General features: G+C 66.9%; 12 protein-coding genes. 6 read left to right on the top strand and 6 right to left on the bottom strand.

Annotation, left to right across the window (positions count from 1 at the left end):
* The first annotated feature begins 115 nt into the window (after positions 1-115).
* Together AC6RV7_RS06230 and AC6RV7_RS06225 are read left to right on the top strand one after the other, a co-directional pair.
* A complete protein-coding gene (locus AC6RV7_RS06230) occupies positions 116-679 on the top strand; it encodes a hypothetical protein (RefSeq protein WP_500093052.1) in 564 nt (187 codons plus the stop codon).
* A gap of 294 nt (positions 680-973) precedes the next feature.
* Entirely contained in the window at positions 974-1201 is a 228-nt protein-coding gene (locus AC6RV7_RS06225; RefSeq protein ID WP_500093051.1) for a VF530 family protein, read from the top strand.
* Between the two features lie 30 nt (positions 1202-1231).
* On the opposite strand, the gene AC6RV7_RS06220 is transcribed toward AC6RV7_RS06225, so the two are convergent.
* Together AC6RV7_RS06220 and AC6RV7_RS06215 are read right to left on the bottom strand one after the other, a co-directional pair.
* Positions 1232-2602: a hypothetical protein gene (locus tag AC6RV7_RS06220; RefSeq protein ID WP_500093050.1), complete on the bottom strand. Its 1371-nt coding sequence runs from the start codon at positions 2600-2602 to the stop codon at positions 1232-1234.
* Between the two features lie 155 nt (positions 2603-2757).
* On the bottom strand, positions 2758-3594 hold the full coding sequence (locus AC6RV7_RS06215; RefSeq protein WP_500093049.1) for an inositol monophosphatase family protein: 837 nt from the start codon (positions 3592-3594) through the stop codon (positions 2758-2760).
* Positions 3595-3737: 143 nt separating this feature from the next.
* On the opposite strand from AC6RV7_RS06215, the gene AC6RV7_RS06210 reads away from it, so the two are divergent.
* Positions 3738-4196 carry an SRPBCC family protein gene (locus AC6RV7_RS06210; protein ID WP_500093048.1) on the top strand — a complete coding sequence of 153 codons (459 nt, stop codon included), beginning with the start codon at positions 3738-3740 and terminating at the stop codon, positions 4194-4196.
* 18 nt (positions 4197-4214) lie between these two features.
* Here AC6RV7_RS06210 and AC6RV7_RS06205 read toward each other — a convergent pair whose 3' ends face one another.
* Positions 4215-4583 (bottom strand): FMN-dependent NADH-azoreductase, encoded by a 369-nt coding sequence (locus AC6RV7_RS06205; protein WP_500093047.1) that lies wholly within the window; start codon positions 4581-4583, stop codon positions 4215-4217.
* Positions 4584-4927: 344 nt separating this feature from the next.
* Here AC6RV7_RS06205 and AC6RV7_RS06200 point away from each other — a divergent pair, with 344 nt between their 5' ends.
* Positions 4928-6583, top strand: coding sequence for a hypothetical protein (locus AC6RV7_RS06200; protein WP_500093046.1), 1656 nt, complete (start codon positions 4928-4930; stop codon positions 6581-6583).
* Positions 6584-6636: 53 nt separating this feature from the next.
* On the opposite strand, the gene AC6RV7_RS06195 is transcribed toward AC6RV7_RS06200, so the two are convergent.
* Both AC6RV7_RS06195 and AC6RV7_RS06190 read right to left on the bottom strand, forming a co-directional pair.
* A complete protein-coding gene (locus AC6RV7_RS06195; RefSeq protein WP_500093045.1) occupies positions 6637-8052 on the bottom strand; it encodes a M48 family metalloprotease in 1416 nt (471 codons plus the stop codon).
* A gap of 163 nt (positions 8053-8215) precedes the next feature.
* On the bottom strand, positions 8216-9775 hold the full coding sequence (locus AC6RV7_RS06190; protein WP_500093044.1) for an ATP-binding protein: 1560 nt from the start codon (positions 9773-9775) through the stop codon (positions 8216-8218).
* A 258-nt stretch (positions 9776-10033) separates the two neighbouring features.
* Here AC6RV7_RS06190 and AC6RV7_RS06185 point away from each other — a divergent pair, with 258 nt between their 5' ends.
* Complete coding sequence (locus AC6RV7_RS06185) at positions 10034-11314, top strand: ScyD/ScyE family protein (RefSeq protein WP_500093043.1); 1281 nt, start codon at positions 10034-10036, stop codon at positions 11312-11314.
* 242 nt (positions 11315-11556) lie between these two features.
* Positions 11557-12105, top strand: coding sequence for a hypothetical protein (locus AC6RV7_RS06180; RefSeq protein WP_500093042.1), 549 nt, complete (start codon positions 11557-11559; stop codon positions 12103-12105).
* A gap of 51 nt (positions 12106-12156) precedes the next feature.
* On the opposite strand, the gene AC6RV7_RS06175 is transcribed toward AC6RV7_RS06180, so the two are convergent.
* Positions 12157-13185 carry an alpha/beta hydrolase family protein gene (locus AC6RV7_RS06175; RefSeq protein ID WP_500093041.1) on the bottom strand — a complete coding sequence of 343 codons (1029 nt, stop codon included), beginning with the start codon at positions 13183-13185 and terminating at the stop codon, positions 12157-12159.
* Between the last annotated feature and the right edge of the window lie 30 nt (positions 13186-13215).

The raw sequence follows: 13215 nt of genomic DNA, 5'->3' as shown, positions 1-13215 counted from the left end.
ACTCTGGATTGGCCGGGCGAGTTGATCACAATCGGAAGGGAGCGATCCGGTCTTTCACCGGATCCTTGCCCGTGGGGTGCGGTCGCACGAGAATCGCTCGTCGCCGCTCCCGCCCATGCGTGATCCTGCCGCCCTCCCGTCTGCGCACGTCGTGATGTTCGCCGGTGCCGTGCGGCTCACCCTGATTGGCGCGACGCTGGGCCTTCCGGTTCGCGCCGCAGACGAAGAACAGAGCCCGTCGATCGCCCGGCTCGGTTTCAAATTCGATCAACAAGCGCACGACGCGGCCGTCGCCGCGGAGGAAAAACGACGCGCCGACTTGTTTGGCGACGCTCCGCCGGGCGTGGTGCGGCTGCCGCGCTATCAGGTCACGGAGAAAGGCGTGCCGCTGACGGATGACGAAATGCTCACGCCGAAGGGAAAACTTGAATACGCGAAAAAGCGCTACCTCGCGCCGATCTATCAGAAAACGCTCGGACCGCTCGCGGCGATCGCGACCCTAATCAACAACCCGCTCGGCGGCTGGGCGCCCAATGCGCCGGAGGCGATGGCCCTCTACGAAGACGAGAAACAAAAACAACGAAACACCCGGATGGGCGAACTCACGGAGATCGCCGCTCTGGCGGAACGGCTGAAGGCGCTTGAGAAAGCACCGCCGAAGGCGGCTCCAAAAAAATAGCGGCGCAGCCGGGAGCGCTGCTCCTGGTGGCGCGAAGCGAAGACCCGGCGAATGGGATCACGGCCTGCACGGAAACGGCACGCGCGACTCAATGCGGTGGGGTGCGTGATCAAAACCGCCGCTTCCTTCCATGCCATCGACGCATCCCGAGATCCTTCGCCGGCTTCGGGCGTCGTAAGGAGGGATCTTCCGGCTCCGCCCCACGCGCCCTCGCGCGGTGCGCACGGCAGGGTCTGGTGAGCCCGCCCGACACTGCCGCTTGAATTTGCGCGTCCGCCACCCCACCGTGGCGCCGTGTGCCCGGCGCCTTCCCAAGATCCTCTCCATGGTGTCACGCTCGAGCGTCTGGTGACCGAACTGGCCGCGCAGTTCGGTTGGGAGGAACTCGGCCGGCGGGTGCCGATCCGCTGTTTTCTCTTCGAGCCCAGCGTCAGCTCGAGTTTGAAATTTCTCCGCAAAACACCGTGGGCCCGCGCGAAAGTAGAAGACATCTACGTTCGCTGGAAACTAACCGGCACGTGAGCGGACCTCGGCGCCGCGCGTGAAGCGGATCTAGAGGAATTGGAAATCGAGTTCGCGATCGAGGTCGAAAACTCCGCCTGCGACGTCCTGGCTGCCGTCCGTGTAGCGCACCGTCATCGTGGCGGTCCCGCTGACCGCGGAGGCGAAATCCGCCACGGCCGTGATGCGCGCCGGCAGCACCTCCTCAACGAGTTCAGCCATGTGCTGCACCGTGTCGTCGAAGACCACGCCCCCGGATCGCAGGTAGACCCGGTCGAACGTCACGCTGAACGTCATGACATTTCGATTGGCGCCGCCGGCACTGTAGCTGTAGCTGCCGGACACGACGAAGTGCACCGCGTCGCCTTCGACCCAGGTGTCGCCCGTCACCGTATAGGTGCCGTTGTTGCCGCCGGAAAATCGGGTGGAGGTGCCCGCCCCGAAATCGAACGCTTCAAAGCCCGCCTCCGCCAAAAGTTCGTCGAACGACTCCGGCACGTAGCCGCGCGTCGGCTGCGCGATGCCGTTGACCAGCACGCCGCCGGCGTTGCGGCTGGCAAACTGTGCCTGCAGGGCCGCCGCCGGCAGCATCTCGTCGTTCGATTTCCGCCCCGCTACGCTGCGAATCGCCGTCAGCGGCGTGCCGGCGCCGGAGCCGACATCGATCGGGGTGCGGTTGCCCTGGAGCAAACGCCCGCCCGCCACGAGCACGGCACCGCCGTCCCACTGCAGCGGCGACCCGCTGCCGAGGCGAAGCAGCGGAACGGCGAGGTTGCCGGCCGTCAGCTCGCCTACCACCACGCGATGCCGCACCGCCGTATCCGGAGCTTGGATGCCGGTGGCGCCGTCGGGAGCACCGTAGCGCACATTGCCTGTCAGGATTGCGCCCATCTCGGCGCCATGGACTTCGATCAGCCGGACGTCCGCCATCGCATCGTAGGTCATGCCGGCGGGGAAGAGTGTCGGATTGACCGCATTGGCCCGGCCCACGGAGAAAACCGTGAGAAAACTGTCGGCGGTGGCATTCTGCACGCGAATCGTCGGACGCCCCTGCACGTAACGCACGTTCTGGTTGTATCTGGCCGGGAGCGCGGCGCCGCGATACGTGTCCGGATCCAGCTCCACCGTCACCGACCCCGCGCCGGCAAACTCCACCTGCACGATGTCCTCGTTTTCGTCGAGAAACGACACCCGCACCACCTGTCCCGGATCGGCGGCAATCGTCACCGTGGGGCCCGTCATCAACACCTGATCGTAGACGTTGCCGTTGGGATGGTTTTGGTTTTCCAGCACGACGGTGCCGAAACCGGACTTAACGTTGGTTTGCGCCAAAGCGATATTTCCAGCGGCCAGTGCGAGCAGAAAGACGAGGCCCGAAATGAAAGCGCGGCCAGCGGCCGGGGAATGAATCGGAGTGATCATGGAAGCGGCGGGTCCGCGGGCGCTATGCACCGCGAACCCGGGCGCTCATGCTAAAGATTCGCACGTCAAAGGCAATGCGTCTTTGCACTAGATTGTCATTAGTGCCTGAATACACGCATCGATCGCCGGCAATCGGCAACCCGGCCGCCGCCCTCTCAGTCGCCCTGCAGCACCTGCAGCATCGCGGCGTGGAGGCGACCGTTGCTGCCGACATAGCGGCCGCGGTCCTCGCGCTGCGGATTCGGCTCGCCCGCATAATCGGTCACGATCCCGCCCGCTTCGCGGAGGATCAGCATCCCCGCCATCGCGTCGTAGGGCTTTAGGTCCTTTTCCCAATAACCGTCGAGCCGGCCCGCGGCCACATAACAAAGATCAAGCGCCGCCGAGCCGAGCCGCCGTTCGCCCCGGATGCGACGGAGAAACGCCGCCCACTCCTTCAGGTTGTTGTCGGGATTCGTGTGCTTGTCGTACGGAAAACCGCTCGCAATCACCGCATCGATCAGCTCCGCGGTGTCCGTCACCCGCAGCGGATCGCCGTTCAGGAAGGCCCCTTCTCCCTTCAAGGCGGTGAACAACTCGTCCCGCGTGGGATCGTAGACCACGCCCAGCAGCGGCTGGCGATCCGGCGTGGCGAGGGCGATGCTGGTGCAGAAATACGGAAGTTTGCTCGCGAAATTCACCGTGCCGTCGATCGGATCCACGAACCAGTGATACGGCGCCTCGGCCGCCGGCGCCCCTTGGCCGCCGCCTTCCTCCCCCACGATGTGGTGGTCCGGAAACCGTCGTCGCAGCTCCCGCACGATATAGGCTTCCGCCTCCGTGTCGGCGGCCGTCACGATGTCGATGCGGCTCGTTTTGAGTTTCGTGGGCGTCGGCGCCGCAAAGTGCTGCCGGACGATCTCGCCCGCACCCCGAGCGATCGCGGCGGCTTCCGTGAGGATCGGCTGTAATTGCATCCGGCCAGTTTCCCGCGCGACGGCGGCGGGGGCCATCCGGAAATCGCCCCGCAGCCGAATGTCCGCGACCGAAAAAGGAAATTCGCCGCCGCTGCGTCCGGCGTGGTAGCGTTGGATCGTTGATCTGTTGAGGCCGGAACACCGGGTTCCCGCCGCCTTCACCAAAACCCTCGATCATCATGTCCACCGCTCCCGCCACTCACACCATCCGCCTGCACCGCGTGCTGCGCGGAACCCCCGAGCGCATCTATCGCGCGTTCCTCGATGCCGACGCCAAGGCGAAATGGCTGCCCCCGCACGGCTTCACCGGCAAAGTCCACCATGTCGACGCGCGCGTCGGCGGCACCTACCGGATGTCGTTCACCAATTTCACCACCGGCCAAAGCCACTCGTTCGGCGGCACCTATCTCGAACTTGTTCCGAACGAGCGTATCCGTTTTACGGATCGGTTCGAGGATCCCAATCTCCCCGGCGAGATTCACGTCACCATCACGCTGCGGGCGACCCCGTTCGGCACCGAGCTGAACATCCTCCAGGAAGGCGTGCCGGCCGTCATCCCCGCCGAGGCGTGCTACCTCGGCTGGCAGGATTCGCTCACGTTGCTCGCCCAGCTCACCGATCCGGAAATTCCGGGCTGAGACTCTCGAAACGCGGGCTCAGACGGCGAGCCGCACCGCCGCAAGTTCCTCCACAACGCGGTCGATCTCTGCCTCGGCACGGCTGAGCGAACGCCGCGCGCGTTCGTCCTGATATTCGTCGAAGCCGGCGCGCACAAACCGCACGTCCGTGAGTCCGATGAAACCGAGCAGCGTGCGCAGATGCGGCTCGAGGTGATTCATGTGTGCCAGCGGGCCGCCTGGATGCACGGCGCCGTCGCCCGCAGACGTGATCACCACGACCGGTCGATCCACGAGCATCGGCCGGTACGGATCGGCCGCCGCCGGATCGAAAGCAAAGGTGCGTCCCACGCGCACGACCTGATCGAAATACGCTTTCAGCTGCGCCGGCAGGCCAAAGTTATACATCGGCGCGCCAATCGCAGCGGCCGCGCACGACATCGATGGCAGCGCGCACCGGGCACTGATCGCGCAAGGGGTCGATGAGCTGGGAATAATCGGAGAGCGTCGGCATGGCGGAAAAAGATCAGTTCAGGCCAGAAGCGTAAGCGCCTTTGGCCATTCGCAAGCTGCGCGAAACCGTGGCCGCGAAGCCCGACCGCCCTCGCCTCGGGAATTCACCGTGTCGCCGGCGGCCACGCCGCCTGATTGCAGCGTGTGCCGTCGCGCGGGAAAATCGCCGCTTCCCTGGACGCGACATCCCGGGTCGCGTCTGCCCCCGAACCACGGCCCTTGGCCCAACCCGCCCTGCGATGAAATCCGCCGCGCTCCTCTCCGCGTTCTGGCTCTTCGTCAGTGTTTCCCTCCCGCTCGTGAGCGCCGTCGACGACCATGCCGACGAGCTCGGCACGATTCAGTTTGCGGTCACCGGCAAGCCCGAAGCCTGCGAGCAGGTCGTTCGCGGCGTGAAGCTGGTGCATCACATGATGTATCTGGAGGCGGACCGCGCCTTCGCGGCGGCGGCCGCTGCCGATCCCGCCTGCGCCCTCGCCTATTGGGGTCGCGCCATGGCCCTCATTCATCCGCTTTGGCCCGACGCTCCGACCGACGCCGAGCTGAAACTCGGCGCCGGCTACATCCAGCAGGGCCTCGCCTGTCCGCCGGCCACACCCCGGGAACGCGCCTACCTCGAGGTGCTCGACCGCTATTTCGATCGCCCAAACGCCGGAGATCACCCCGCCGGGTTGCTCCGGCTCGACGAGGCCTGGAGCGCGCTCGCGGATCAGTATCCAGATGACTTGGACGCGCTCGCCTTCAGCGCGCTCTACCATCTCGCGCCGGCACGCTTCGCCACCAAGGACCGGTCGTATCGGATGCAGCTCGAGGCCGCCAACCGGCTCCAACGGGTGCTCGCCCGTCTGCCCGGTCACCCCGGTGCGCTCCACTACAAGATCCATGCCTTCGACTCGCCCCTGCTGGCCGGCCGCGCGCTGGAGATCTGCGACGCCTACGCCGGCATGGCGCCGGAGGTGCCCCACGCGCTGCACATGCCCACGCACATCTTCACGCGTCGCGGCCTGTGGGAGAAATCCATCGAGTTCAACCTGCGCTCCGCGGAAGCGGCGCGGAAACTCGGCGACGCCGCCGGAGCCTTGAACGGGCACTATCCCCACGCCCTCGACTATCTCGTCTACGCCTACCTCCAACGCGGCCAATATCGGGAGGCTGACGCGGTGCGCCGGCAGATCCTCGCCTTGAAGGGACCGTATGCGCCCGCGCAGACGACGCAGATGGCGTTCGCGTTCGCCGCGATTCCGGCGCGCGTCGCCCTCGAGCGGCAGGCGTGGGGCGAGGCTGCGGCGCTTCCGCTGGAGGCGCCCGCGTCCTTCCCGTGGAAAGATGCGTATCCACAATGTGAATCCATCGTCCGCTTCGCCCGCGGCCTCGGCGCGGCCCGCAGCGGAGACCTCGATGCCGCGCGGCGCGAGCTCCACGAGTTGGAGACGCTCCAAAGCCGGCTCGCCGCCACCAACCGGGTCTCGTATTGGAGTTCGCAGGCCGAAACCCAGGTCCTCGCGATCCGTGCCTGGCTGGCGTTCGATCCGCAGCATCCGGACGAAGCCATCGCCTTGCTGCAGCGTGCGGTGGCCCTCGAGACGTCCACCGACAAGGAGGCGGTCACACCGGGCGAGGTGCTTCCGGCCGGCGATCTACTCGGCGATCTGCTGCTCGCCGCGGGTCGGAATGCCGAGGCGCTGCAGGCGTTCGAAGCCGTACTCGCCGCCAGCCCCAACCGGTTGAACACCCTTTATGGCGCCGGCTTCGCCGCCGAGCGTAGCGGCGACGCGGGCAAAGCCCGCCAGTATTATCAGCAGCTCGCGGAGGTGGCCGCCGCCAGCGACGCCGGCATTCCCCGCGTGGAGCACGCGCGCGCTTTTCTGCGAAACCAAGCCCTCGCAGCGCGCTGAGGATCGCCTGCTCGTCGGCCGAAACCGCTCGCCGCGCAAGACGCGCTTTCGCGTCAGCGCCGGACGGCGAGCGTTTTGATCCGCTCGGTTTGCACAGATTCAAGGGCTTCGACGCCGGCGATCAGGGCGGCGGCAGAGTCGGAGAAGGCCGGCACTTCGGCGAGGTTCGCCACGCGCTCCAGCTCGTGCTCCAGCGCCCGCACGCGCTCTGCGAGCGGCGGGTGCGTATCGGTAGGATGAGGCTGCCGCGTTCCGCCCGCGTCGGCCAGATCACCGGTCGTGAGCGCGAGTGCGCGAGCGTGCAAGGCGACCGCGAAATTCTGTTCGCGACGCGCCTGATCTTCATCGGCGCACAGGTCGTCGATCAGTCGCGTCCAAAGATCGGCGCCCGCATGGATCTTGACGAGCGAGGTGGCCAGCGCCGTCGCTCCCGCGAGACGCGCGCCGACGGCGTCGGCCTCGATCTCCCGCCGGCGCGAGAGATTGCGCTCGGAGGTCACGAACGCATTGAAAAAGAAATTGAGGAAGCTCACCGCCGGCATTTGCGCGATCGCGATGCTGCCGTGCACGGCGTTTCGCGAAAGATGCGTCAGCGCCAGGAGGGTGCGGCGATAGACGGGAAAGAACCGGCGCGAAAACGCCGTATCCTCGCCCACAAAATGCGCCATTTCGTGACCGACGATCGCCCGCAACTCAGCGGCCGAAAGCAACCGGGCGAGCGCCAGCGAAAGAAACATCGTGCGGCCAGCGCACCGGCCGTCCCGCGTGATGACCGGCGCTTCAGTCACGAAAAACGACGGCTCGATCCCCAGGACCAGGTGGTCCGGCGCCGCCGTCCGCAACTCGCCGCAAACGCCGTCCACCAGTTCCCACAGGCGGGGTTGCTCCTCCCGCGACACCCGGCGGCCAACGATATCGAACTCTCCGGAATGCCCGAGCGCGAACGTCGCGCGTCCGACTGCCACCAGCGCGAGGCCGCCGCCGACCGCGACGCCACCGATCAAGATGAAATGCACCCTCTCGACAAAGATGGATTCGAAATAGTAGAGCGCGTAAGCGAGGGCGAACGCCTGCACCGCGGTAAGAAGGCCGACCAGCGTCAGCGTGAGATAAAGCCCCGGCCGGAAAATACGCAGCAGCAGGTCGCGGCGCGTTCGCGTCAGACGTCCCGCGGCATGAATTGCGCCGAGCAGCAACAACCCCGCTCCGCCCACGGCAATCGCAAGGGAACGGGCGAGTTTCAGCCGCGCGTAAATCCTCGGGAGCTCGTTCGCCTCGTCGAACGCGTTGCGCGCCGCGAGCGACTCCACCGTCACGTCTGCGAGTTGTTCCCGCGTGAGCTCGGGATGACGTCCCTGCACGGCGTCCCGCATCACCCCGTCGAGCTTCGCCATTGCCCCCCAAGCGAAACCGGCCGCGAGCAGCGGCAGGGCAAGCGTAAACACGAGCACGCGGACGGTGAGATTCATGGACGCAGGGGCGGAGTCGAAGGATGCCGGACGATTGCAACATGCAGCCGCGTGCCGCACGGCGCCTCAATGCTAAATATTGGCGGGAACAATTCCGCTGAACCGACACGCCAGCTTCACTTCCCGCGCGGCGCGTCTTGCTGGCGCAGCAGAAGCGGCGCGCTCAACGCCGCGATCGCACAGGTCGCGCCCGCTCGCGTTCGGACCGGATTCCCGCGACGATGTCCTCTCGCGTGAGCCGGCGATCGTCGCGCGTGACAGCGCGCAAACAGGCCCGCCGAAACGCGCCCGCGATTTGTCCACCGGTCAACTCGTGTTCGCGCGCGATTTTGCTCCAGCTCACGTCATCCGCGAGCTGCACCCGACGGTCGGCGACGTTTTTCCACAAGCGCTCGCGCTGGGTCGCGTCGGGTCGTGGGAACGGCACCACCACATCCATCCGCCGGAACAGCGCGTCATCGAGATTCGCCGCATCCTGCGCGGTCACCACCACGATCCCTCGATAGTCGTCGAGTCGCTGGAGCAGATACGCGACCGCGACATTGGCATAGCGGTCGTGCGCGTCGCGCACCTCCGTGCGGCGGCCGAACAAGGCATCGGCTTCGTCGAGCAGGAGAATCCAATCGCGCCGCTCCGCTTCGTCGAACAGGCGGCGCAGGTTCGCTTCCGTTTCGGTCACGTAACGGGAAACCACCGCGGCCAGATCCACGCGGTAAACGTCAACCGCGAGCTCCCGGCCCAGCAGCGCGGCGGCGAGCGTTTTGCCCGTGCCGGTGGGGCCGTGAAACAGCGCGCAAAATCCCGGCCGGCTGTGGCGCTCGAGCCCCCAGTCGCGGCGGAGCTCCGGTCCATGCCGCGCCCAGTTCCGGATCTCCGCCATCCCGGCCGCGGTCGCGGGCGCCAGCACCAAGTCGTCCGGGGCGAGCGCGGTCGTGACGGCGGCGGCGGGAAACGTCGGTTCAAGATCCGGCCCCGGTTTTTCGCCATAGAGCAGATGCCGCAGCCACGAGGGCGAAAACTCCAGCGGGCCGCTCCACGCCGGCTCGCCGGGCACGGGGCTTGCGAGCCGGAGCGGTCCCGCCGCGGAAAGCGGATGCCGCGGATCGAGCAGCCGCATCACCTCCATCCGCGCGGCGAAGTCGTCGCCTCCCAAAAGAAACAGGGCGGTCTGCCCGGTGGGCAGAAATCCGGCATGGGCCTCGCCCTTGATCCCGCCGACTTCCGTGAAGTTCCGGCCCGTGTTCTCGTTCTTCAGGAGAAACCCATCGAGCACATGCGGTGCAAGGTGCGGCGCCAGGGCAAGGGCCAGCAGGAGTCGCTCGCGGTCGCCGGGCGCGAAACGCGCGAGGAGCGCGCCGTAGGGCGAATCGCCGCGGACCGCGGGGGCCGGCGGCCACGATGCGCGCCCGTCCCCGGAGCCGAAAAACGCGCGTATCCGCTGATCGATTACGGCCGAGAGCCATTTCATCTCGGCGGCGAGCGCCGCTGCGTCCGTTGCCCCGGCGGACGACGCCCCCGACTCGCGAGCCGGTCCGCCCGCCTCCTGGCGCAGCGCCGCCGAGCCGATCACCGCGCCGGCGACCGCCGCGCGAGTGGCTTTCGCGGCCTTTGGCGGGACGTCGGCCGAACGGGACGAAGAGAGCGCCTGGCTGACTCCGGTCGCGAGCGGTTGACCGACTGAAAGCTTCGCTCCGCCATTCTGGCGCGTCGTCGCACGCTTCATGACGCGATTGTCGCGGCGGGGCGAAGGTTGCCAAGAGGAAAGGCCGCGCCCCGGGGAACTCCCGTAGCGCGGCTCGGCGTTTCGCTGGCATCGCCGCCATGGACGCGCCGATTCCATTACTTACACTGGGCCCGCCGGTTTCAGCGTTTCCGGAGAACGTCTCACCCGCGCAGGGCGTCGACGGTTTCCTTTTCACATCCTTCGGCGGCGAACGTTTCCCGGCACCGGGGCGCACCTCGCCGCCGCCTTCCTGCTCCCATGAATCCGCACCACCCTGACTCCGTCCTTGAAACTCGTTCTCCGCGTGAACTTCACGCTGCGCCCGTCGTCGTGACAAAACACCTGCCGTTCGCTCCGTTCGGTTTGGGTCGCAGCGCGCGTGGCGCCATCGCCGCGGTCAGTGCCCTGCTCCTCGCCACCGGCGCCTGGGCCCAGTTCTCTTCGCGGGTGATCCTGAGCGATCTCCACAATCCTCGCGGACTGACGTTTGGGGCCGACGGTGCATTGTATATCAGCGAGGCCGGAAGTGTACAGACCCCGGACGCCGACACGCCGTCTCTCATCATGCGCGGCCAGCCGGTCTATTATGGCGACTCGGGCGCGATCACCCGCTGGGACGCGGGGACGCGGTCGACCGTTTTGTCCGGCTTGCCGGCACTCTATAATCCGATCAGCGGAGAGGTCATCGGCACGCACGGCCTCGGTTTCGATTCGGCCGGCAATTTATATTATACAACCGGTCTGGGCACCGACCCGGCCGGGCGCAGCGGTCCCGAACTGAATCGGCTGGGTCAGCTCATGCGCCTGCCGGCCGGAAGCAGCACTCCGGCAGCGGTGGCCGACGTCGCGGCCTACGAACAGGCCAACAATCCCGCCGGCGGACCGGTCGACTCCAATCCGTTCAAGATCAAGGTGCACGCCGGCGGCGTCCTCGTGGCGGACGCCGGTGCCAACGCGATTCTCAACGTCGGCTTTGACGGGACCATCGATCTCGTCAGCACACTCTCGGCGCTGCCCTCCGGTGCCGAAGCGGTGCCGACCTCCCTGGCGCTCGGGTCCGCGGGCGAAGTCTACGTCAGCCAGCTCACGGGCTTTCCGTTTCCGGTCGGGGGCGCCGGTGTGTTTCGCGTGGAGGAGGGCGGCGGTCTCTCGCTCGTCGGCAGTGGGTTCACCAACGTGATCGACCTCGCGATGGGTCCGGACGGCATGCTCTACGTCCTCGAGTTCGCCCATTTCGGCATGCTCTCGGGCGATCCCACGGGCGGCCTCTGGCGGCTCGATCCGACGACGGGCATGTCGAAGCTGCTGATGACGGATGGCCTGATCGCGCCGACGGCACTCACGTTCGACGCGCGGGGCGATCTCTATATCGCCAATCGCGGGGTCATTCCCGGTCAGGGCGAGGTGCTGCAATTCCATCCCGTGCCGGAACCGGCCGTCACGGGCCTCGTTGGCGCGATGGGACTGCTTGGATTCATCTGGTGGCGCCGGCGCGCGCGTGCGGTCCCACCTGCCGCGGCGTTGGCGGCCCACAGCTGAAATTCTGCCGGCGGCTCCGCGGATATTACCACCTGCCTCCCGCACGGCGCCTCGATGGCCGGCGGCGGGGCAGGTTTCTTTTTGGGACGCAATCCAATGTCGCGCCGAGGGGCCGCACGTGGGTCGGAACCGAACGCATTCCGCCAATGCCGTTGACGTGAAGCGATCGTTTTGCAAAGTCGCGGCGTTTCCCCAACCCCCAACCGCGCCGCTGTTCGGCGCTCCATCGCAAGGAGATCATCATGTCGAGCCTCTGGCTTCCGATCCTGTTGTCCGCCGCGTTCGTTTTCGTGCTGAGCGCGTTCATCCACATGGCGCTGCCGTGGCACAAGAGCGATTTCAAGAAACTGCCCGAGGAAGAGAAAATCCGCGCCGCGCTGCGTCCGTTCGATGTGCCGCCGGGCGACTATATCATGCCGGCGTGCCCCGACCGAAACTACAATTCGCCCGAGCACACGGCCAAACTCGCCGAAGGTCCGAATCAGCTTCTGACCGTACTGCCGAAAGGCGCCAGTTCGATGGGACCGACTTTCGTACAGTGGTTCATCTATCTGGTCATCGTCAGCTTCTTCACGGCGTATATCGCCTATCATGCGATCCCGGCCGGCGCGCACTACCTCGCGGTCTTCCGGATCGTGGGCGCGGTCGCGTTTCTCGCGCATGGCGCGGCCCTCTGGCCGCAATCCATCTGGTTCCGACGCGGCTGGGGCTACACGGTGAAATCGACGATCGACGGGCTCGCTTACGCTCTCGTGACCGCCGGCACGTTTGCCTGGCTCTGGCCGCGATAGCACTCGCGTCGCAAGCGCCGACCTCGGAGAACGATTCCGTCAGTCGGCGCGTCAGCGGAGCTCCTGCTCGAAAAAACGACCGGCCAGTTCCGCGACTTCGCGGAGTTCGGCGCGGCGCTGCTCGGCCGGGAGCGGCTTCAGGTAATGGCCGCGCTCCCCCGGGAGGATCGTGAGCCACGCGGTGGAAATGTGCTCCGCGAAATGCTTCGCATTGCTCTCCGCTGGCGCGATCAGGTCGGCCTCGCCCACCACCAGGAGAACCGGCACGGCGATGTCCCGAAGCCCCGCCGGCGCAAAACCGCCGCCCATCGGCGGCGCCAGCGCAAACACGGCGCCGACCCGCTCATCGCGATAAGAAAGCGCTGCGCGCGCCACGGCGTCCCGCCCCACCGGATTCGTCTTGGAAAACTCGATACGTTGCTGGATCGCCGCTGCCATCGGCGGCGGCGGGGGCGGCGAGTTTTGGCGTAAAAGCTCCAGATCGAGGCGCGCGCCGGCCAGCCATAGCGCCGTGGTTCCACCCAGCGAGAAGCCGGCGGCGCCGATATGCTCGCAATCGATACGGGCAGCGAGCGCGGAGTCGGCCAGCAGGCCGTCGAGCGCGACGGAAACATCGCGCGCCCGCTCCCAGCCGAAGAAGTCGGTCAGCGTCGGTCGCTCGCAGTCCAGCTCCTCCTCCGCGGTGCCATTGTGATTCACCGCCGCCACGAGGAACCCCTGCTGCGCGAGGAACCTCCCCAGCCACAACATCTGCGCCGCGTTGCCTCCAGACCCATGCGAAACAAGAATCAGCGGGCGCCGCTCGTCGCCGGCGATGGCGGCCTCGCGGCGCAGCGTCACCGGCTCGCCTTCGTCCTCGCAATTCTCCGGCGTGCCACCCTCGCTGGCCGGATACCAAAGCGTCACTCGGACCGGGCGCGGCGCCGTATCGGCCCAGTTGCGACGTGCCGGATCCGCGAATTCGCGGTTCATCACGCCCACGGCGACGGCGGGCGGAGGCGCCGCCGAATGGGCGCGGCCGATCAGCACGGCAGCGGCGAACAACCCAACGGAGAGCATGCGGCGGACAAGCGAGTTCATGACGAAAACACCCGATGGGGGATAAGGGGC

The organism is Opitutus sp. sgz309028 (assembly GCF_059821195.1).
This window is presented reverse-complemented; position numbering and strand designations above follow the sequence as displayed.